The sequence below is a fragment of the Cryobacterium sp. TMT2-4 genome, from assembly GCF_004402575.1.
GTDB classification, from domain to species: Bacteria; Actinomycetota; Actinomycetes; order Actinomycetales; family Microbacteriaceae; genus Cryobacterium; species Cryobacterium sandaracinum.
In genome coordinates this window covers 1-21,068 of the sequence record NZ_SOGE01000046.1, presented here as the reverse complement: position 1 = coordinate 21,068, position 21,068 = coordinate 1, and the positions used below count along the sequence as shown (strand labels likewise).

General features: G+C 62.5%; 17 protein-coding genes and 1 pseudogene. 10 read left to right on the top strand and 8 right to left on the bottom strand.

What is annotated here, in order from left to right; all coding sequences use genetic code 11:
* The first annotated feature begins 229 nt into the window (after positions 1-229).
* Positions 230-835: a glycerol-3-phosphate responsive antiterminator gene (locus tag E3O54_RS15820; RefSeq protein ID WP_370248080.1), complete on the top strand. Its 606-nt coding sequence runs from the start codon at positions 230-232 to the stop codon at positions 833-835.
* 165 nt (positions 836-1,000) lie between these two features.
* Here E3O54_RS15820 and mobF read toward each other — a convergent pair whose 3' ends face one another.
* Positions 1,001-4,813, bottom strand: coding sequence for a MobF family relaxase (gene mobF, locus E3O54_RS15815; RefSeq protein WP_134402016.1), 3,813 nt, complete (start codon positions 4,811-4,813; stop codon positions 1,001-1,003).
* A gap of 242 nt (positions 4,814-5,055) precedes the next feature.
* On the opposite strand from mobF, the gene E3O54_RS15810 reads away from it, so the two are divergent.
* A complete protein-coding gene (locus tag E3O54_RS15810; RefSeq protein ID WP_134402015.1) occupies positions 5,056-5,382 on the top strand; it encodes a hypothetical protein in 327 nt (108 codons plus the stop codon).
* A gap of 359 nt (positions 5,383-5,741) precedes the next feature.
* Here the strand turns inward: E3O54_RS15810 and E3O54_RS16475 are convergent, their stop codons facing one another.
* The 5 genes from E3O54_RS16475 to E3O54_RS15790 all read right to left on the bottom strand — a co-directional run bounded on the left by E3O54_RS16475 (position 5,742) and on the right by E3O54_RS15790 (position 8,587).
* A complete protein-coding gene (locus E3O54_RS16475; protein WP_166805273.1) occupies positions 5,742-5,906 on the bottom strand; it encodes a hypothetical protein in 165 nt (54 codons plus the stop codon).
* Positions 5,907-5,922: 16 nt separating this feature from the next.
* Complete coding sequence (locus E3O54_RS15805; RefSeq protein WP_134402014.1) at positions 5,923-6,459, bottom strand: LPD29 domain-containing protein; 537 nt, start codon at positions 6,457-6,459, stop codon at positions 5,923-5,925.
* Between the two features lie 13 nt (positions 6,460-6,472).
* Positions 6,473-6,736, bottom strand: a complete 264-nt coding sequence (locus E3O54_RS15800; protein ID WP_134402013.1) for a hypothetical protein — start codon at positions 6,734-6,736, stop codon at positions 6,473-6,475.
* Positions 6,737-7,415: 679 nt separating this feature from the next.
* Positions 7,416-8,000 (bottom strand): hypothetical protein, encoded by a 585-nt coding sequence (locus tag E3O54_RS15795; RefSeq protein ID WP_134402012.1) that lies wholly within the window; start codon positions 7,998-8,000, stop codon positions 7,416-7,418.
* 203 nt (positions 8,001-8,203) lie between these two features.
* Complete coding sequence (locus E3O54_RS15790; protein WP_134402011.1) at positions 8,204-8,587, bottom strand: hypothetical protein; 384 nt, start codon at positions 8,585-8,587, stop codon at positions 8,204-8,206.
* A 407-nt stretch (positions 8,588-8,994) separates the two neighbouring features.
* Between E3O54_RS15790 and E3O54_RS15785 the strand changes: the two genes are divergently transcribed.
* A complete protein-coding gene (locus E3O54_RS15785) occupies positions 8,995-12,315 on the top strand; it encodes a DNA polymerase III subunit alpha (RefSeq protein WP_134402010.1) in 3,321 nt (1,106 codons plus the stop codon).
* Between the two features lie 11 nt (positions 12,316-12,326).
* Here the strand turns inward: E3O54_RS15785 and E3O54_RS15780 are convergent, their stop codons facing one another.
* Entirely contained in the window at positions 12,327-12,758 is a 432-nt protein-coding gene (locus tag E3O54_RS15780; RefSeq protein ID WP_134402009.1) for a hypothetical protein, read from the bottom strand.
* Between the two features lie 599 nt (positions 12,759-13,357).
* Between E3O54_RS15780 and E3O54_RS16470 the strand changes: the two genes are divergently transcribed.
* The 3 genes from E3O54_RS16470 (at position 13,358) to E3O54_RS15770 (ending at position 16,447) form a co-directional block, all read left to right on the top strand.
* Positions 13,358-13,705 carry a hypothetical protein gene (locus E3O54_RS16470; protein ID WP_166805272.1) on the top strand — a complete coding sequence of 116 codons (348 nt, stop codon included), beginning with the start codon at positions 13,358-13,360 and terminating at the stop codon, positions 13,703-13,705.
* Complete coding sequence (locus E3O54_RS15775; RefSeq protein ID WP_166805271.1) at positions 13,689-14,723, top strand: LacI family DNA-binding transcriptional regulator; 1,035 nt, start codon at positions 13,689-13,691, stop codon at positions 14,721-14,723. The genes E3O54_RS16470 and E3O54_RS15775 overlap by 17 nt, the downstream gene beginning before the upstream one ends.
* 299 nt (positions 14,724-15,022) lie before the next feature.
* Positions 15,023-16,447 carry a sugar porter family MFS transporter gene (locus E3O54_RS15770; protein WP_134402007.1) on the top strand — a complete coding sequence of 475 codons (1,425 nt, stop codon included), beginning with the start codon at positions 15,023-15,025 and terminating at the stop codon, positions 16,445-16,447.
* Between the two features lie 400 nt (positions 16,448-16,847).
* Here E3O54_RS15770 and E3O54_RS15765 read toward each other — a convergent pair.
* Positions 16,848-17,366 (bottom strand): annotated as a pseudogene (locus E3O54_RS15765) (diacylglycerol kinase family protein); the annotation flags it as partial.
* A gap of 802 nt (positions 17,367-18,168) precedes the next feature.
* Here E3O54_RS15765 and E3O54_RS15760 point away from each other — a divergent pair.
* From E3O54_RS15760 to E3O54_RS15745, 4 genes are all read left to right on the top strand, one after another.
* Complete coding sequence (locus E3O54_RS15760; protein WP_198411507.1) at positions 18,169-18,801, top strand: bifunctional 2-polyprenyl-6-hydroxyphenol methylase/3-demethylubiquinol 3-O-methyltransferase UbiG; 633 nt, start codon at positions 18,169-18,171, stop codon at positions 18,799-18,801.
* Between the two features lie 160 nt (positions 18,802-18,961).
* The gene (locus E3O54_RS15755; protein WP_134402005.1) at positions 18,962-19,483 is read left to right on the top strand and encodes a GNAT family N-acetyltransferase; all 522 of its coding nucleotides are present in this window, start codon (positions 18,962-18,964) and stop codon (positions 19,481-19,483) included.
* An 84-nt stretch (positions 19,484-19,567) separates the two neighbouring features.
* Positions 19,568-20,038: a DinB family protein gene (locus E3O54_RS15750; protein ID WP_241976937.1), complete on the top strand. Its 471-nt coding sequence runs from the start codon at positions 19,568-19,570 to the stop codon at positions 20,036-20,038.
* A gap of 208 nt (positions 20,039-20,246) precedes the next feature.
* Positions 20,247-20,642, top strand: coding sequence for a hypothetical protein (locus tag E3O54_RS15745; RefSeq protein ID WP_134402003.1), 396 nt, complete (start codon positions 20,247-20,249; stop codon positions 20,640-20,642).
* The last annotated feature ends 426 nt before the right edge of the window (positions 20,643-21,068 follow it).

The window sequence follows — 21,068 nt, the reverse complement described above, 5'->3', positions numbered from 1 at the left end:
TTCTGTCTCGAACAAGAACCCTCTGCAGGCCCGGTGACGATCGTGCAACTGGAGTCTTGCAGCGCACGGGCCTGAAAAGTGGCGCCACCGCCTTCCACCGGTCGGCATCATATTTAGCCGATTAATCGGGCATACTATGGGGCACTGTGGTCAAATCAGGTGCGTCCGATGGGTGATCTCGCCACGTGGGTGATCTTGCTATGGCGGGTCTTCAACAAGGGATGAAATCGTGCAAGCATCACCCGCTAGAGATCATCGCTTGGCCGACGGATCGTCCCTGATAGACCAAGTTCTATCACTTCACCCCGTGATCGCAAGCATCAAGGACGAAGACGGATTGAGGTCGGTCCTACGCGCCCCTTGTCCCGTTGTATTCGTGCTTTTTGGGTCCGTGATGACAATTCACAGTATCGTGGCGTCCTTGAAGAGCGCGGGAAAAATGGTCTTCGTTGATGTGGACTTGCTTGATGGCTTTTCTAGCAAGCCAGTCACCATCGATTTTCTGAAAGCGCACACACAAGCTGACGGAGTCCTGAGTTCAAAATCCATCATGGTGAAAGCGGCAAAGACCGCCGGTCTCCTAGCGATACATCGACTGTTCCTGGTCGATTCGTTCAGCTACAACAACGTAGCCAAGCAGGTGAAGATCTCCGAACCGGACGCAATTATGATCTTGCCCGGCTGCATGCCCCGAGTGATCTCATGGGTGCGTGACGAGACCGAGCTTCCGCTGATCGCGGGCGGATTGGTCTGTGATAAGGATGACGTGATGGGAGCGTTGGGTGCAGGCGCCACCGCCATTGCCTCATCCAATCGAGGCGTGTGGCTGATGTAATACTCGGTGCCACATTGCGTCCGTTGATGGCCAAGACAGCCAACACACGTCTGGAAATCTGCCGCGAGACTTCTCATCCTGAATGACAGTTCCCGAGTGACATAGATTGCGCCTCACGTGTCGTTCGCAACGCTTTCCCATTCGGCGCGACGGCTGGGGTGTGTTCTACCGCTCGCGGCCGTCATCGCGGGTCCGAGGGTCGTCGGCGTGTCCCTCCTGCTTGCCGCGGGTGGCTTGGCGTGCCTTCACCGTGAGGCCGGCGGTGCGCTGAGCTTCCCGCTGCCGCGCGGCCGTGGCCCGGTTCGCGGCGCGCATCGCATCGAGCGCGGTGGCTGGCTTCTGCCGGTCCGCCTCGGGCGCGCTCGGCGCGGTGGGCTGAGCCTGCTTCTTCTGCAGGGTAGCTACGCGTGCCGCGAGTTCGGCACCAACCGTGCGCTCACGGTACACCTCAGGGATCGCCTGCGTCTGGGTGGGCTCGACCTTGTACCGGTCGCGGAACACGTCGACTTCTGCGGCGAGGCGCACCCACTCCCCGCGCCTGGCGCCCTCGGCCGGGACGTCGCCAAGCTGCTGCGCCCACTCGGGCTGTTCGGTGGCGATCGCCGTGCCGCGTTCCTCGAGGCGCACAGCGAGGTACTCGTACCGTTCGGCCAGGTGGTCCCGCCATGCGGTGGCGGTGCCGGCGGCGTCGAGCACCCGCCGATCGGCGATCCACGCCGGCACCGCCGGCCGTCCGGCTGCTGACACTGGCATCTGGTCGGTGGGGGCTGTTTTGAGGCGGCGTTCCATCCGGTGGGAGAGGACGGCGCCGACGTCGTCGGCGGTGCCGCGTTCTCGTTCGTTCCACGATTCCCGCAACACACTGGCCGGGTCAAAGCCCTGGGTTTCAGCGCGGGTGAGGGCGGCGGTGACGGCACCCCAACTCTCCGAGCCGGTGAGGTTCTGCGCGTCGGTCTCGTCGAGGGTGTGGCCCGCGAGTTGGGTGAAGCGGACGGTGTTGGCGCGTTCGGCGACGTCGCCGTATTGGTCGATGAGGGTGACTAGGTCATCGACGCGGGCTTGTTCGGCGCGGATGGTTTCGGTGGCGGAGAGCATCCCTTCGCTGTGGCCGGCAATGGTGGCCAGGACATCACTCATGGGCTGTGCGTCTTCGGTCTCGACGTAGAGATGGTTCGCTTCCTTGCCGCGGGTCAAACCGACGTAGACGAGTTCGCGGGAGGTGGAGGAGTCGGCGAGGACGTGGGCGGTGTCCGCGGTCATACCCTGGGCCCGGTGAATGGTGGACGCGTAGCCGAGCTCGACGTTGTTCTGCACGTACTCGGCGGGGAGGGTGATGCGGCCGCCGTGCCCGGCATGGGTGACAGTCAACGCCCCGTCGGCGTGCACCTTCCCCACCGTCCACACGTCACCGTTTTTGACCCGGTCGGTGCCGCGCCCGGTGCGGAGGGTGGCGTCGTTCAGGCGGGTGACGATCCGGTCCCCCTGGTACGCGGCGAGTCCGTCGCGCAGCTGCGAGGACTTCTTCCCGGAGACGAGGCCGGAGGCCATCCGGTAGGCCTGGGCGCGGGTGTTGAGGTCGGTGACGGTGACGTTTTGTTGGGCGAGCATGACGGCGTTCTTGCCGGCTTCGTCGTCGTGCTGCCAGGCGGCGAAGACGTGGTCGGTCATCCGGTCGATGCTGCCTGCGGTGACCCGGTCGTTGTCCACGTACCAGCGGAACGGGTCCCCCACCGTGGCTGGGTCCCGCAGTTCCCGGGTTGCTTCGGCCTCGGCCGGGGATGTGAACCGGTGGATCTCCTCGAGCTTGACGGAGCCGACTTCGCGTTCCAGCAGGCGCAGCGCCCCGCCGGACTCGACGGCGGCGAGCTGACGGTCGTCACCGATGAGGCGCACGTGCGCGCCGTGACGCTCGGCAATGCTGGTGACTGTGGCGAGGTTGAGGGTGCCAGCCATGCCGGCCTCGTCGACGACGATGATGTCCCCCGCCCGCAGCTTCAACTCTTCTGGGTGGCGGCTGTCGGGGGTGGCGTCCCCGTGGGTGTCGTAGGCGCGGACGAAGGAGTGGATCGTGGCCGCCGGGACTTCGACGGCGTCGCGGAACACGGCGGCCGCCGTCGCTGACGGTGCCAACCCGATCAGGCGGCCGCCGGCTTCCTCTATGGCGCGGGCGGCCAACGCGAGGGCGGTCGTTTTTCCGGCGCCGGCGGGGCCGGTCGCGACGACGAGGAGCGTGCCGGAGGTTGTGAACTCGCGTGCCAGGGCCCGCTGCCCTGCATCCAAGGGTCCGGTGTGGTGGGCGGCGGTGCGGTCGAACTCGGCCACCGTGATGGGGGCGATCGTGCGGGTGCGGCCGGCGGCCAACAACGTGTCTTCGGCGGTGAGGAGGCCGGTGGAGGTGAAGAGCATGCGGCCCTTGTGCTCGTAGATGCTCGACCCGTCCCGGCGAGTCAGGGGCTCGAAGGAACCGTGCGGGGCGGGCGGGGTCACGGCGATCGAGTCCGTGTCCAGCGCACGCCGCGTGATCAGTTCCACCGTGCCTTCGGGGACGGGGCCGAGGCTGGTTTCTTTCTGGACCCAGCGGCGGGCTTCGGCCTCGATCATGTGCGGACCCCAAACCGCGTGATGCTCCGACACCGTCGCCACCACCTCACGCGCACCCCGGTCCACATCCACCACCCGCCACTCCCCCGGCCTGCCACTCGTGGCCGGCGCCGCGGCGCGGGCATCCTTCAGGAGGTTGGTTACGGTGGCGGTGCCGACGCGTTCGGCGGCCTTCGTGGCCCATTCGGTGCGGAGTCCGGAGAGGGAGCGGGCGTGGGCTTTCGCGGGGCGGGTCTCGAGGGTGGCCTGCTGGGCGAGCTTGATCCGGGCGACCGCGTCCGGGCTGCGCCCGTGGGTGGCCCGGTAGTCCTTCTCGAGCTGGCTGACGACCTTCTTGATGTCCGCGGACCGGGTCGAGAACACCCCGGTCAGGCGCTCGTCGACACCGGCGATCTCGACCACGGGGCGCTTGCCCGGGGTCACTTCCCGCAGCTCCGTTGACAGGCCAAGGCGGGTGGTGACTTCGTCCATGACGCGTTGGTTGTAGAACTCGGACGCGGCCACACCCTGACGGTGGAGGAGCTTGGAATCGATTGTGCGCCATTTCCCATCGACACCCTTGACCTTGTTCGCCACGACCAGGTGATCGTGCAACTGCGGGTCACCATTCCGGGAGTCGTAGTGACGGAACCGCGTCGCCACGAGCCCACCCTCGACGTCGATCTGCGCGACCCCGTTCGTGCCCGCGCGGGTCGCGATCGCTTCCCGCTCGAGGTACGACACCGTGTCCAGGATCGCGACCGCTTGGGCATCCTCGATCGTCTTCCGGGTGTCCTCGTCGCCGAGGCCCCAGAGCACGGACACGCTCTTCGCGGGCGAGAAGACCAGGTCGAATCCAGCGACAGCCTGCTGCGTCGGACGCGTCGCCGCCGTGATGAACCGGCCGAGTTCGTCCTTGTCCACGGGCGGCCGGCCCTTCGCGTCGCGGAATGCCAGGTCACCTTCACGTGTGCGGATTGCACGCCGGTCGGCGACGTTCGGTTCGTGCCCGTTCAGCTTGGTGAAGTCGGTGTAGCCGGCGGCGATCTTCGCGGACAGGTCCGTGCCGTCAGTGCTGTACCCGTAGTACGAGCGGCCGAGCTTGGCAGCCTTCGTGGCCTCACCCACGGTCTTGCCCTGCGCCTGCGCGTCAGCAATGATTCGTTCGGCATTGGGGTGCAAACCCTCACCGTAGAGGGCCTTCATCTGCTCCTCCGTGACGACCCCGGAGACGCCGAGTGCGGCCAGTCCCCCGCCGACCCAGACACCGGGAGGGTTGCCATCCTCGGTGTAGTAATCGCCCAGCTCACGGCCGCTCTCACGCTTCGCATCACCAGTCGCGACCTCGTTGGTGTAGTACACATACCCGTCTCCCGCAGAGAGGATATGCATAGTCATCACCCGCTCACTTTACCTCGTCTATTACTAATGCCAGAGGTGTGACAGATAAGTTGAGGCTGAGGTCGGCGGGTGCCTGCGGATAGGGGCAATCAAAGCGACGGAGCAGGCAGTGCAGAAATCGCGACTGAACGCGCTCCTCCCTACAACAGCGGACCCCTCTCCTGCGGTGGCTTTGGCGGGCGATCATGCGCGCTGGACTCACGCATAATGGTTCTTCCACCCACGAAAGAGGCACACCCATGGCCGATGTCCGTAAGTCTGCAAAGCAGACTGCCGCCCGCTCTCGCGCACGCGAGAAGGCGGCAGAGTTCCGCGCGAAGGAAGACAAGCTCGAGCAGCTCGCCACCGACTACTTCGTCGCCACTGACTCGCTCGACGAGATCGACGCGACAGCACAGGCGGAAATCGCAGCCATCCAGGAACGCGCAGCGCAGCAGAGCACGGCCGCCCGCACATCAGCGGCGGCCGTCATCGCGTCCATGCTCGAGCTCGGAACCCCCAAGGCAGAAGTAGCCGGCCGCCTCGGTCTGGCGCTGCGCGACGTCAAGAAGACTCCTGCCCTCTGAATCCGTTGAGCTCTCGCTGAGGCCGTTGACCTATCTGGTTTGGTTCTCTTCACTGGAATGTCTAGGCCCTGTCGGTCCCGCCGGAGTCTCGCCGGAGAATGCTGAGCGGTCCGCCCAACTGGTGTGTGCGGAAAGTTCGCCCGATGTCTCGTCGTTGCCGGGTTCCGGGACGGCGCCGCTACAACCGAGGTCGTCCTCTGTTTAGATTCGGCCGTAACTGTCGTCGGCGATTGCTCCGGTTGGTGAGTTGCTGGAGTGTCCGAACACCCCCTCTTGATCGCATCGTCAAGGGGGCGTTTGGATGATCAGGCTTGGTGGTGGCTGTCTCCTTCTTGGTCTTCTTCGGTGTGTGCGGATACCTAGGTGTCGGCAGCGATGTCGGCCCCGACGGCGCGGAGCATCCCTGCGAGGGCGTCGACTTCGGTGCAGCTCATCCGCGGGCCCACGTCGCCCGCGAAGTCGGCGGCCGCGAACACGTCGACGAAACGCGCAGCTGCGGCGTGGTCACTGGTGGTTGTGTTCATTGCTGGTTCTCCTGGTCTACCGGGTGGGCGCGGTTACGTTGCAGAGGTTGACACGGTGCAGGATGACCTGGGCAATGTGCACGGGGCTGTAGATGTAATCGTGGAAGTGCCCGGCGACGTAGATCCCGTGGGGCACGGCGGCATCGTTGAGGGGCTCACCCTCAGGGGTGAACACGACGAGGTCTCTGTGGTCGCTGTCGGTGCTGATGAGGTGCTGGGCGACTTGGTATCCGGCGGACGTGTAGTCGCGGTGGGTGTTGATTCCGTCGCAGGAGTACCGCACGACCCGGGGCATGTCTTCGCCGTCGAACGCGACGAGCGCGGACCCTTGGTCGTCGTAGCCGTCGGTCATGCCGTTGAACTTGCGGCCCTCGTACTGGCTGGTTACCGCGCTTACCTCGCGGTCGGTGGGTCCGTCGCTCCATGACACGTTCATCCATGCGGACGCGGTGCCGGTGCTCATGCGGACGCTGAATTTCACGCCGGGAAACGCGTTCTTCAACGCCACCCGAACCAACTTGGCGGTGTCTTTGGTACTGATGTAATCCGTCATTGTTCGTATCTCCCTAGTTGCTCAGTGCGGTGATGGCCTGGTCGGCCTGGATGGCTTCCCATAGGGCAAGCCGGGTCCGGAGTTCGGCAATCCGGGCGAGGTGGTCGGCGGTGCGCGCGGCGGCAACTGCGGGGTGCTCGGGAGCGTGGGGCGTGGCGTATCCGCCCCAGTTCAGGGTGCGTTCACGCCTGCGGATTGAGCTGGTGAGGTGGAAGATCTTCCACTCAACGTCAGCGGGAGTGATCGTGTGTGCGGGGGTCCGGGTCTGTTCAAGCATTTTTCTCTCCTCCAAATTTTTTTGCCTTTCGGCGGTATATCCGCCCTCATGGAGTGCTGTCGGGGTCAAGCCCCAAGGAACGGTTGCAGGCCAAAAGTTATGGAGGAGCGCAGCGAGGGAAGAAGTTTTTGCCGAAACTGTGACGACGGCTTGACGCCGACAGCACGCAGTGAACAATCCCCCAGACGAAAAGCAACAAAGTTCACGTGCGCCGCACTACCCAGCCGGGCACCAGGACTCGTCGCTTTTCCTAACTCGAGTACGGGTCTCGACGGGGTGCCTCTGGTTGCTCCCTGTCAGTGGAACCGCTCGGTGAATCGTCCTCGAGTCGGCACTCATCCACGAGAGATGTTCGCTACGGCAAGTAGTGGCTCAACGCAGAAGGGCGGCACGGTGCTGACTCTGGCCGCGGCTGCGTGCGGCGGGAGCTAAAACAGCATGGCCGGCCCAAGCGTCTACGGGACGTACGTGCAGGGCTGCACCGTCGTCGGATACGCCGGTTACGAGCGCAATTACAGCTGGTCGAAAAACTCTGATGTTTCGGTTGGCTGCCGCACGGGCGGAGCCTTGAACACCATCGGGGTGCCGGGGGCAACGTGTTTGGGATTCCGGCGGGGCTTTCGCAGCCTCAGGGCTGATGCGTTGCCGGCATGGAACCTGACAGCCTTGCCGCACAAGGTCAGCGGGTTTGGATCTTGCAGAACGCCTGGGCTTTCTTCAGGTCAACGTCGCTCTCCTGTATGGCAGTCTCGTCGGTGATTTCGACCGGCTCATCCAGCCCTGCGTCGGTTGCACGCATCCAATATGCCCAGCACGTTCCGGTGCCGCCGGCGGGGTGCCCGTGTTTAGAAATGAAGCGAACACCAAGTGGCTGCGTGCCGTCGAAGAGGGTAACTGTGTCCCGGAGCCACCCCGCGATGGTGGCGGTGATGGCGCGGTCTTCTCCCGTGACATGCGCGACGGTGAGACCCCCAATGACGCCAAGGCCGGCCAGTTCGTCATCGAGGTGCTCGGAGAGCGCGGTGAGCGTGTTGGTTGACGTGATGTCCACCCACCACCCAGACGGGTAGTTGAGGCGATAGATAGCGCGGCCATCCCGCCAAGCCCTCGGCAGCCATCTGGCGCGCATCGTTCCGGCCTCGTCCCAGTCAGCGACAACCATGTTCCAGTACTGCTCGAGCGGGATACCCATCGCATCCGCGTCTTTCTGCAAGGCGCGGCGAGTCCCGTTTATTTCTGTGCGATACGGGGCCAGTAGCTCCATGAAAGACGTGAGTCGGTCATCGGTGGAGTACAACGTGTGGCCCAGAGTGTCGAAGCGGCTCCACCCCCCGGTGTCGAGAGAACCGTCAAGTTCATGCTCCCTTAACACCGGAGTGAGCGCTCCAAACGAGGTGCGAGCGATGCGGTAATTGCCCGGTACCGGGCTGTTGACAAGCTCCAGCCCGGAGACGGGACAGACAGACATTATCCGGAATAGGAATCGTCGATGACGGCTTGAGCAGCCTTGCCGGCGTCCTTGAACCGGTCCTCGCGTATCGCGGTTATTGGGGTGTCGTAACCAAGCCACGGGTTCGCACCAATGAACCAGGCGCGAGCAACATGCTCACCTTCAGCCTCGGCCAATTTTATCCACTGCTCGTAAGCAAACTGGAGCCGTCGCATCGCCTCATTCTTCGGTGCGGGGCCATCCGTCTTCGCCCAACGGTAGGGAAGTTTGGGATCCTTACTCCCGGACAAAGACGCAACAAGAGTTCCACCGAGGGACGCATTCAACCGACGCGTGATTTCCCGAATATCGAGCCTGATCGTCCTCGTGTGAGCGGTACTGACATGAGTGGTGACAGCCATTTGGCCCTCCAATTCCCGGTGGTGTGCGAGCAAGACTACCCTGTAAAACTACTTGCGTACCACCATCTTTACACCAAATTGCTGAATGCTGGCCGCCAAAGATGGTTGCCATCGGGCGTGAATTCTCAGCCACCCCCTGGATCGCAACGAGCACTCTGCCGGAATTATTCACAACCCTGTCCCGCACGCGTCTGGCGAAATCAGTGCACTGATCGTCGGCGGCGCTCACCCATCCGCAGCAGCGCGGTGGCTCCCGCCGATCTGAAGGCTCTGCGCGACTCGCATCAGAGGATTTCAACCAACGACCCGACGCCGCGGGCCGGTGGGAAGGCCTTGTCAGTGTCAGAGCCCAGACCTACACTCCCCATATCGAATAAACGTTCGATAGCAGGGGTTGGAGGTACGCATTGGGACAGAGCTTCCCGCACCTCCACGTTGCCTCCGCGTACTCCCCGCACTATGGCGTGACCATGCCCGAGGTCCTCGTTGACCAGGCGGCAGGTGCCGGTGCTGACTTCCTCGCCCTGACCGACCGGGACGGGCTGTACGGGGCGGTCAAACATGTGCGGGCGTGCGCGGCCGCCGGGATCCGGCCAGGCCTCGGCGCGGACCTGGCCGTCCACGATGATGAGCACCGGCCGCTTGGCCGGGTGACCCTGCTCGCCCACGGCGGGGACGGCCGCGGGTACGCCGCGCTCTGCCGGGCCGTGAGCTCCGCGCACGAGGCACGCCGGGTGCCGAGCATTGACCGGCGCCGGCTTGCGACCTGGGCGGAGGGCTGCACCCTAACCATCCTCCTCGGGCCACTTTCTGATGTGGGGCTCGCCGTGGAACGCCGGGATAGCGCCGAGTCGGTCGCGGGGTTGCGCGCGTGGCTCCGGGTCATGCCGATCGGCTCCGTCACCCTCGAAGTCGTCTGCCACCTAGCACCGACCGGTCAGCGCGGTTCGGTGGCCGCGGCCACCCGGATGTTGGGCCTCGCCGAGGACACCGGGACCCCCGCCATCCTCTCCAACGCCGTCCGCTACGGCGATCCAACTGACGCGACGACCGCGGACCTCGCCGACGCGACCCGGCTCCTCACCCCACTCGCCCAACTCGAGGAACCGCCGGCGAACGGGCAAGCCTGGCTGAAAGACGCACAGCACATGCGCCAGGTCGCCCGCATGGTCGTCGACGCCGGCGCCCGGAACCCCGACGCCCTCGACCAACTACTGCAGACCACGCAGGAGTTGGCGGACCGGTGCGCGCTCGACCCGGCCGCGGACATCGGGCTCGGCACCCCGAGGATGCCGGAAGCCTCGAGCATCGGCGTGGTCGGCGACCCGGTCGCTGAGTTGTGGCGACGGGCCCGGCACGGTATCGACGACCGGTACGCCGGCACCACCCTCGTCCGTGCCGCACACGAGGAGCTCGCCCATGAGATGGAGACGGTCGAGCACCTCGGGTTCGCCGCTTATTTCTTGACCGTCGCCCGGGTCGCGGACCTGATCCGGGGCATGGGAGTCCGGGTGCAAGCCCGGGGGTCCGGTGTCGGCTCCGTCCTCAACTACGCTCTCCGCACCTCCTCGGTCGAACCGATCGAGAACGGCCTGATCTGGGAGCGGTTCCTCTCCCCCGAGCGCCAGACCCTCCCCGACATTGATATTGACGTCGAATCCGCGCGCCGCCACGACATCTACCGGGAAGTGTTCCAGGTCTTCGGTGCCGACCGGGTGTCGTTGATGTCGATGACCAACGCGTACCGGGGGCGGGGCGCCGTCCGGGACGCCGGGCTCGCCCTCGGCATGCCGGAGGACCAGGTCGCGGCGATCGCCAAGCAGATGTGGCGGTTCAACGCCCGCGACTTCCGCCGGGCCCTCGAGGAGAAACCCGAGCTTGCGGAACTCGCCGCGCAGGTACGCGAGTCGCAGCAGCTGGACCAGTTGGTGGACCTGACGGCGAAGCTCGACCGGCTCCCCCGCCACATCAGCGTCCACCCGTGCGGCGTCATCCTCTCCGACACGTCCCTCCTCGACCGGACCCCGGTGCAACGCTCGGGGATGGGTCTGCCGATGTCGCAGTACGACAAGCACGACATGGACCCGATGGGCCTGATCAAGCTCGACATCCTCGGCGTCCGGATGCAGAGTGCGATGGCGTACGCGATCGAGGAGCACCGGCGACTCACCGGCGAGACCATCGACCTGGACCGGGTTCCCCTCGACGACGAACCCACCTACGAACTGCTCCGCACCACCCGCACCCTCGGCGTCTTCCAATTGGAATCGCCCGGCCAGATGGAGCTGATCGGGAAGCTCCAACCAGCAGTGTTCAACGACCTGACCGTGGAGATCAGCCTGTTCCGCCCCGGCCCGATGCAAGCGAACATGCCCCTGCAATATCTGAAGGCCCGGCACGGTGAAACCGCACCCGACCACATGCACCCACGCTTCAAACCCTTCCTCGCCGAAACCAACGGTGTCGTCGTCTTCCACGAACAGGTAATGCGCCTCTTCGACGAGTTGACCGGCTGCGGGATGGGGAAAGCCGATGTGTTCCGCCGGCACCTCGGCAAATCCGGCGACCTCGCCGAGATCGAAGCGTACGTGCGGAAGCAGGCCGCCACCCGCGGCTTCCCAGCACCCGTCATCGACCGGGCGTGGAAGGTACTGTCCGGGTTCGGCAGTTTCGGATTCGCCAAGGCACACGGGGCGGCGTTCGCCCGGACCACCTATGAGAGCGCGTGGCTGAAGACGCACCACCCCGCGACGTTCTTCGCCGGGCTCCTCACCCACGACCCCGGCATGTGGCCCAAGGACCTCATCGTTGCCGAAGCCCGCAACCTCGGCGTCCCCGTCCTCGGCCTCGACGTGCAGAAGTCCGCGTTGGACTACCGGGTGGAGCAGCTGGGTGACGGGCAGCTCGCCATCCGCCTGGCCTTGCCCGAACTCGCCGGCTCCAGCGCGGTGGAGCGGCAGCGGATCGCCGAGCATCAACCGTTCTCCTCATTGCAGGACTTCCGGGACCGGGTTCGGCCGCGCCGGCGCACATTCGAAGCCCTGGCCCGGGTCGGTGCCCTGGACTCGTTCATCGGTTACGACCGGGCCCGCCGCGGCGACCTCCTCGCCCACATTCAAGGCCTCGGCGGCAAAGCCCTTCCCGTTGGCCCCGACCAGCTCGCGTTCGACATTGAGCTGCCGCTGCCCGACTTCTACCGGGCGGTCACCGCCCTCGACCTCCGCGGCCGCACCCAGACAGACGTGGAACTCCGAGACCTCGGCCTCGCCGTCAGCCACCACCAAATGACCCGCTTCTACCCCCTCTTCAAAGAACTCGGAGTCACCCCCGCGTCGGAACTCGTCAACCTCCCGGGCGGCACCGAAGTCCTGGTCGCCGGGGTCCGCCGCGCCACCCACACACCCCCGATGAGAAGCGGCAAACGCGTCGTCTTCCTCTCCCTCGACGATGGCAGCGGGCCGGTGTCCAACGTGGTGTTCTTCCACGACGCCCAAGCGCAGATCGGGGCACCCGTGTTCCGCACCCACTACGCCCTCATCCGCGGCCGAACCCGTCGCACCGGCGCCCGCGGAGTCTCAGTGACTGGCGAGCAATTGTGGGACCTGCTCGACGTGGCAGGGAAGTTCCGGGCCCGCCAGACCGCAGAGCGTGAACGGGAGCGGGTTGTGGTCGAGGCAGAGGCAGAGGCCGCGGACAACGTGATTCAGATGTGGAGGCGGAGGGCGTGAGGTTCAGGCCGCTATTCACGGGGCGGGCGTTCCTTTAGAAGCGCCTGACTGCGAATTCTTCCGGACGGGGCAAACGTGACGGTTCCTTCAGCAGAAGCTCCCCCACCCTTTCGTTTCGATTTCAATGCTCGGCTGAACAAATCCCGCACCCACATACACAGCTCCTTCACGCCACTGCGGACCTTGGCTCCGTACCCATAAAGGTCAGGCTTACGGGCAGGACTTGAGGTTTGCCGGTCGGCACTGACGATGTTTACGACGACGATCGGCGACGCACAAGCCAGGCGCAGGGTGGCAACCACCGCATCCAGATCAGGGTCATCCAGGGAACCTCGCAGGTCTGCGTCGGCGACAACCTTGAGCCGGCGCGGATCACGCACCCCTGTGATCACACCATCGAATCGGACCGAGTCATCAATAGGCGACGTCACTGACACTGACACTGCGAAATCCTCCGATTCACCGAGGCCCACCCAGACATTTCTGGTCGGTCTTCACGAATTTTGGTTCTAAGACTCTGGATGACCCTGGCCACCTCTCGGTGCACCTGGCCCCAGTTCGGCTGCATAAACACACTCTCGCGCACCCGGGGTCACTGCCAACTGCAATCATGAGGAGGAGAAAAGGGTTGCTCGTTTGGTGGGTACTCATCACCATCGCTGCCGTCGGCATGGGGCTCGGCGTGTTTCTACTCGCACGACCCTCGTCTGCTCAGGCCCAGTTGCAACTTCAGCTTCCAAGCTGATAGCGCGGGTTCGATTTCCGTCACTCGCTCCACTTGTCAATTCTTGGTGGATTCTCGGTTCGCACCCATGTCGCGAGCCTTCGTTTGGTAGCCGCGACCGTCGCCCTTTTCGTTCTTGCGCGGTACCGATGATACGCAGGAAGTTCAGGTCGGGCGTGTGATCAGTGGGATCTCGGGCTACCGCCCAGGCTCAACACCACGTGCGCCCGCTCAAAGAAATGAAACGTTGTTGATCAACCAGGTTCTGGAAGCGATTTCAGGGTCTACGCGCGACGCTGGGGTAGTCTGAGACGGTACATGTCAGTGCAGAAACACGGAAATGCGGATTCGATGGCAGACGCAAACGATTGCGTTGTTTTCAGTTCTGCCGGCAAGGGTGTGGCACTGATGAGGGATCCTGAAGAACTGCCGTGGGTCCAGGTGTTCACCTCCGATCTAGCGCAACCGAACCCTAATCGAGTGGCCGCGACTGTCGAGGAGATGCTGTGCCCTCCTGATGCCTTCAATTCTGGGAACGACTTTATTGTCATAGAGCCAGGTGACGAACATGCCGCGACGTGGACTATCACCGCCACGGTCGCAGACGCTGAGGAGAAGGATGACCATGAGTCAAATTCGGCGTCCAAGCATGGCCAAAGTAGCTGAGAGAGCGGGAGTTTCTCACCAAACCGTTTCCCGCGTGGTCAATGGGTTCCCCGGTGTGCGTCCGCAGGTTCGTGAACGGATCGAAAAGGCCATCGAGGAACTCGGTTACCGTCACAACAATGCCGCCCGGACCCTTGTCACATGCAGGTCTGGACTGATCGGCGTCATAGCCATCGGGTCATTCCTATACGGCCCGACTAGCACGTTGGCAAGCATCGAAGAGGCCGCGCGAAGCCGGAAATACACAACGCTTCTTGCCACTATCCGCCAGGAGAGTAAGCAGCAATTCGACGACGCCATAGGGGTCTGCTTGGATAGGGCCGTCGAGGCGATCATCATCATTGCTGCCCAAGAAGGCGTTGTACGTTACTTGACCATCCTCAAGGTGGACGTTCCCATGATCGTGGTCGGTCCGGGCCCTACTGACCTGCCACCGCTGTCCACACTGAGCGTCGATCAGGAAGAAGGTGCGCGGGCTGCCATACGTCACCTGGTTGAGCTTGGCCATAAGAAAGTGTTGATTCTCTCGGGCCCAAATAATTGGATTGATGCCGAGCAGCGCCTCAAAGGTGCGTTGGCCGAATGTGGGTCTTCTGGCGTCGAAGCAGAAGTGGTGGAGGGGGACTGGAGCCCTGCGTGTGGTCATCGCCTAGGCCTTGTCATCGCGTCACGAAGTAGCGATCAGCGACCCACGGCAGTGTTTGCGGCCAACGATCCTATGGCGTTGGGGTTGCTCTCGGCCCTGAACAAGGCGGGAGTCAACGTGCCCGAGGAAATTTCGATCGTCGGGTTCGATGACATCCCAGAAGCCGAGTTCTTCAGCCCACCGCTAACGACCGTGCGCCAAGACTTTACTTCGCTTGGCCACAAGATCGTGGCCGCGGCCATGGCCAAGGTTAACAACAAAGAGCCGGACATGGTGCCGGTGCCCCCTACCCTGTCTGTGCGGGGATCGACGGCTCGCCCTCGGTTCATAGCCCGCCCGGTCCACTACGAGGGGCTCGTCGATCTAATGTAACCGTTGACATCTCGAAATTTTGTGAGCTAGGCTAAAAAACATCTTGATGTTAGCGCTCACTTTTGGACTTGAAAGCCCACAGGTGTGGCATCCAAGTCCCATAGCGGGAAGGGCAATGTGTCAGCGTGGACAGCTGCGATGATGAATAGCTCAGCACATCACAATGTGCCGCACTTCATGTCATCGCCGAGGACGCGCTCATGGCACGACGGCATCGGCCCGAGACGACAGTCCCGGCCAGCCATCCTTCCTAGTGATCAACAGGGGGCTGGGATCTAGTTCCTCACTAGGAGTGAAAAATGGAGAAAGAAAAAAAGATCTCCAGCAAGTTCATATACTTCTTCGGATCATTCGGTGGTATCCTCTTTGGTTACGATATCGGAGTCATGACTGGAGCTCTGCCGTTCCTGCAAAGCGACTGGCGCCTCCACGACGATGCCGCCATCATCGGTTGGGTGACCTCCGGCGTAATGTTTGGCGCCATCTTTGGTGGCGCTCTGGCAGGACAGCTTTCCGACCGATTCGGACGGCGCAAGATGATTCTCGCCGCGGCCGTCGTCTTTGCATTCGGATCAATTCTCTGCGGCCTAGCACCGCAGGATGGTGTCATCTATCTGGTCGTCGCCCGAATTTTCTTGGGCCTGGCCGTCGGCGCGGCCTCCGCATCGGTTCCCGCTTACATGTCCGAGCTTGCACCCGCGCGGCTGCGTGGACGCTTGTCCGGCTTGAATCAGACAATGATCGTCTCCGGCATGCTGATCTCATACATCGTGGATTTCTTGCTGAAGGATCTGCCGGAAGCGTGGGCGTGGCGAGTGATGCTCACTATGGCCGCGGTGCCGGCTGTGATTCTGTATGTGGGCGTGTTGCGGTTGCCCGAATCGCCCCGGTTCCTGGTCAAGGACGGCAAGGAAAACGAGGCCGTCAAGGTTCTTCACTACATTCGCCGCCCAGACGAGATCGATGCCGAACTCATGTCGATCAAGGAAACGGCACAAACCGAGAAGCAGGCGGCCGGCAACACCTCTCTTGCAACGTTATTCGACGGCAAGTACCGGTATCTCGTCATCGCGGGCGTCGGTGTCGCCGCGTTCCAGCAGTTCCAAGGTGCCAACGCGATCTTCTATTACATTCCTTTGATCGTGGAAAATGCCAGCGGCAATGCTGCAAGTTCGGCACTGATGTGGCCGATCATCCAGGGCGTGATCCTGGTGCTCGGGTCATTGCTGTTCCTGGTGATCGCGGATAAGTTCAACCGACGCCTGTTGCTGACCGTGGGTGGCACGATCATGGGTCTGTCCTTCCTTCTGCCCGCGATACTCAATACCCTGATCGAGGACGCGAACCCGATGATGATCGTGGTGTTCTTGAGCATCTACGTGGCAGCCTATTCGTTCACGTGGGCCCCACTCACTTGGGTGCTCGTTGGAGAGATCTTCCCGCTGGCGATTCGCGGCCGGGCCTCTGGTATCGCATCGTCCTTTAATTGGATCGGATCTTTCGCGGTCGGTCTATTATTCCCGATCATGACCGCGTTAATGAGCCAGGACGCGGTTTTCGCGATCTTCGGTGTCATCTGCATTCTTGGTGTCATCTTCATCCGGACTCGTGTCCCCGAAACTCGTGGCCGCACGTTGGAGGACATCGAAACCAACAGTATGCCGACCCGGAAGGCTTTAGCTTCTCACGAGAGCAAGACGGTGAATCAGGTGACTCAGGACTGAGCAGCCGCCTAGCGCCCCGAGGGGTCAGGCAACCATGAGGAAAGTACCCGGGAAAAATATGTTGACGATTCAGGTTGGCCAGCGCCGGGTGTCTGTTGTGGTTGCCTCTGGAGACAGCTGAGAGTAACCATGCAATAAGCCCCACGTGGTTGACCAGGCAGGCTGGCACCAACGGTGGCTAGCTTTCTTTGTGCCGCCGCCGGTATCAGCAGTGGCCGGTCAGCTTACGACTAGAGGTAGCGTCCATTAGCGTGGTGCAACCGGCCCTGATGGGCGTGTTGCTAGAGCGTAAAGGCTCCGGCACAGAGGGATCATGGTCTGGGAGAGGACTCATTGCGAGTTGTCTCCATTCGGTCCATCAATCTTGCGGACCGGGCACCGAAAACCGCCTGCGAACGGTTCAATAATCACTACTTCTAAATCTGCTTTCCATGTCTACTGTTACCAGCATTTTGCCGGGCAGGGAGCCGCAGTTACCGATGATCAACGTGTGCACGGTCGCACGTTTCGATCGGCCGTCGTTGAGGCGAAACCGAGAGTGGAGTTCGTGCGGGTCGCGGAGGGATGTGGCGATCGCGCTCACGTAGGCGACCCATCCGGCCTTGTCTTTGAGGTCGTCGTCAGTGTTCTTGATCATTTTCGCGTCAATGCCCATCCCGACCATGACGACGAACGCGTGCCGATCCCGCGAGGAGTCTTCGCGTTCGATATCGATCATGCGGTCAGTGCCGGTGAAAGCGGATCGGACAGAGTCGGGCAGGTTGCCCAGAGTCAGTTTCAGGTTCCGTGCCAGCAGGTTTCCAGTGCCGGATGGCAGGAGCGCGATCGGGGTCACGTTTCCGAGCATCGCCTCGGCGACAGCTCGTATCGTTCCGTCCCCTCCCGCGGCGATGACTAGGTCGACGTTCTTCTCCAGCGCTTGCCTCGTTACGTCCTAGCCGACATCTTCAATGGATGTCTCGTACCAGAGCGTCTCGCCCCAGCCCGCAGCGCGTGCCTCTGCGTCGGTCGCTTCTCGCAGGGCGGGGAGATCAACCTTGGTCGGATCGCAGATGACGGCGGCGGCCTTCGAAGTCCAGTCATCCGTGTTGTCATCCTAAAGACACTGGAAATGACCACCGCACGAACCCGAGGATCGACTATCGGGCAGTCGCAGGCTACCCGGCGACCAGCGGCGAACCATGCGCATCGCGCGCACGCCGTCCTCGCCACAACCTTTACGGATTCTGAGGTAGCACCAGGGCGCAGATTGAACGCCCTGCCACTTTCGAGCCGCGACAGGCGTCTCACAACCCTAGCGATATAAGACGTCTCACCGCCGTGATCTGAGCTTCCTCAGAATCACCGGAATCGTGCGGCGCGCCGATTCTCATAACTACGTCGCATAACCGCATGCCTGAACCGTGGTATTCGCCATTAGTTATGAGACGCCCCGGGAGCAAAAATGACGAAACTGATCGGTGTCATTTTTCGAAGTCGTCTGCACAAGTGGTCGTACTCGCGCTCACACCTCGCTCCAGCCACCGACAAACCTCAATTCCCGTAAGAGGAACCCTCACCGGAACAGCTCGCGTTGACCGGTAGCCGATCGTTTAGCGTGACGAGGCAAGGGCCGCTGCTGAGGTCGCTGTATTCATATCGCCTCGGAACCTTTAGCTTGCCGCGAAGTTGTCTTCGTTGCAGGCGTCCCGGCCGCAACCACGGTAGGTCCACTCCTGACATTGATCGATCCAGACATGGCGCAGACTGGCGGCATGGATTCTCAGACGATTGCGGCGTACGACGCCGATGCCGCCACTTACGCCGATGAGTGGGAGCAGGAGCAGGACGCCCCGACAGATTTATATGCGCTGCTATCGGAGCACTTCACGCCAGGCCCGACCGCAGACGTGGGGTGCGGCAGCGGTCGGGACAGCGCATGGCTCTCGATGCACGGCTTCCCGACCACGGGATTCGATGCGTCGCAGGGACTCTTGGCCCAGGCGCGCAGGCGCCACCCCGAGGTGAATTTCGAATGCCGACTGTTGCCGGGACTCGACGGAGTCATGAACGCATCGTTCACAAACGTGCTGTGCGAGACGGTCATCATGCATCTGCCCGATGCTGAAGTCGGGCCCTCCGTCGCCCGAATGCTCAGCCTCCTTATTCCCACGGGAACGCTCTTTCTGAGTTGGCGTGTCACCCAGGGATCCAATCGGCGAGACGACGCCGGCAGACTATACGCAGCGTTTGATGGTTCGGCCGTCATGACGGCCCTCGCTGGGGTGGAAGTGCTGATGGACGAGGAAGTGGTCAGCGCGTCCTCAGGCAAGGTCGTGCGCCGAGTAATTGCCCGGGTCAGTGGAACGGTCTGATCCTCCCCGGCGACCGGCAACCGCAGCACCTCGTAGACGACGAAGGCCCAACTGCCCACGCGTCAGATCGACAGTCTCGCCACCAAACATCCGAACTCACCACCTACGTGTCATTCAGGGACCCGCTTACGGCACCCTGCGTCAAGCTACTCTCGGAGTCATGTTGAAGACATTTATTCGACAAGCGACGGCCGACGATCTGGAACTTCTTGAAGCGATCGAGAATGAAGCTGACGCGCTGTTCGCGACCGTGTTCTCGATAGCCGGCTGGCGGCCTGCTCCTTCTTATACGAAGCCATCACAGCAGAGTGGCTTCATCCTCGTAGCCAGCGACAGTCCAGGATCGGATGCGATCGGGTTTGCCCACGTCCTCGAAGTCTCTGGCAGCGGTCATCTCGAGCAGCTATCGGTCAGGCCGTCAGCGGCGCACCACGGGCATGGGCGCGCACTCGTCGAAGCAGTCAAGAGCGAATCAAGACTGCGCGGATGCAAACGGGTCACCCTGCGAACGTTCGCGGACGTTCCATGGAACGCCCCCTTCTACTTGAGCTGTGGTTTTATCGAGCGTGATCCCGATTCTGATTTTCTTCGAGATCTGTTAGTAGCGGAGCAACAGCGAGGACTTGGGTACGGCCGGCGTGTTCAAATGAACTTCGACCTGACTGATGAGTTGCCCCGATAACCGTTCGCCTGGCGATACGTCTCCACCCCCTGGCAAGATGAGCGAATGCGAATCGAGCCTGAACCCAACTGCGCGGAACTCGTCATGCTCGCGCAGTACCTCGATTATCAGCGTGAGACGTTGCTCTCAAAGACCGACGGCCTGACCCGTGAGCAGTTGGCACGGAAGCACTCCCCCTCCGAACTCACCCTCGCGGGCCTGCTCAACCATTTGGCACTGGTGGAAGAAGACTGGATGGAGGTCCGCTTCGCTGGCCTCCCTGATCGAGAGCCATGGGCCAGCGTCGACTGGGACGACGACCCAAACTGGGAGTTCCGCACTGCCGCTCTTCTCGATCCGGTGCTGTTGCGGAGTCGCTACCGCGACGCCTGTGATCGGAGCCGGGCAGTCGTGTCCAAATCGACAGGCTTGGATCAGCTGTCGGTCAAGACGCTGGGCGATGGACGCAACTTCTCGCTCCGATGGGTGCTGCTGCACCTTGTCGAGGAGACCGCCCGCCACGCCGGCCACGCCGACTTTCTGCGCGAAGCAATCGACGGCACGGTCGGTGAATAGCAAACGAAGACGTCAGAATCCCCGCTAGAGAAAACGTCATGCAACAGCATCGACCCTTTAGTCATTCGGTGACCGACAGTTGACCAGTCGCGTTGCAGGTTCGGCTACGGGCCTTGACTCTGTAGGCCGGCGATTTCTTTCCTTCCAGTCTTCAAACGCTTACCCGGTGTCTGGCAGCTCGTACTTTGAAAAGGAGGGGGTACACGAAATGCAACTGCAAAGACCGGCCTTTCCCGTGCTCCTCGCCGTGACTGCGCGGTCTTGGATCCTCGGCATTCCGTCGATGGCCCTCATGGCCCTGGCTGGGCTTCAGTTCGCGTTCATCTCACATGCGGGTGTCGGCGAATCCTGCTATCAGAACCCCGAGCTAGGCAATCTGGCTCTGCCCTCAGCTGGCTGGACCGCGGACGGTGCATTTTCGTTCTTTCCCGTTGGGGTCCGATGCTCCTATTTCACGAGCGACCACGAACTCCTCCTTGTGCATACCCAGTCGAGCATGTGGGACTGGGGAATCACGTTCGCCGCGATCCTCGGAGTCATTGGCGTTGCGCTCTTCCTGACCGCCCGGCTCGCCACTCGGCGAACCTGGCACGCATCGCTCTAACAGAATCAGACCCGGACCGTCCCGATGGAGGCTCCGCTAACGGGCGCTCAACCCATGCTCGACACGTGTCATCTATACGTCCGATTACGTGACAGACGAGTCTTCGGCTCCGATGGAACGAAAAAAGTCACTTATCCAGTCATTTATTCTAAGTCCCACAAATGCCGTGGATTTCGGTTGGGTGATGGCTGCGACTTTTTGGCACTCTGTAGCGGCGTTCTGTGATCGCTATTTGGCGCATTGAGCTGTGTGCCCGCGTCGCTCCGGAGCCGTCGTCAGCGTCTGGTATCCCATGGGTGGCGAGTTCATGTGGTGAGAGCAAAACACTGATTTCTGTGTTGTCGATGGCTCGACCGTTTTTTGCTCTGGTTGCGGGCACGTTCCAGGTTGGATCGGGGATTGCGGTGTTCGGGGGGGGGGGGGGGG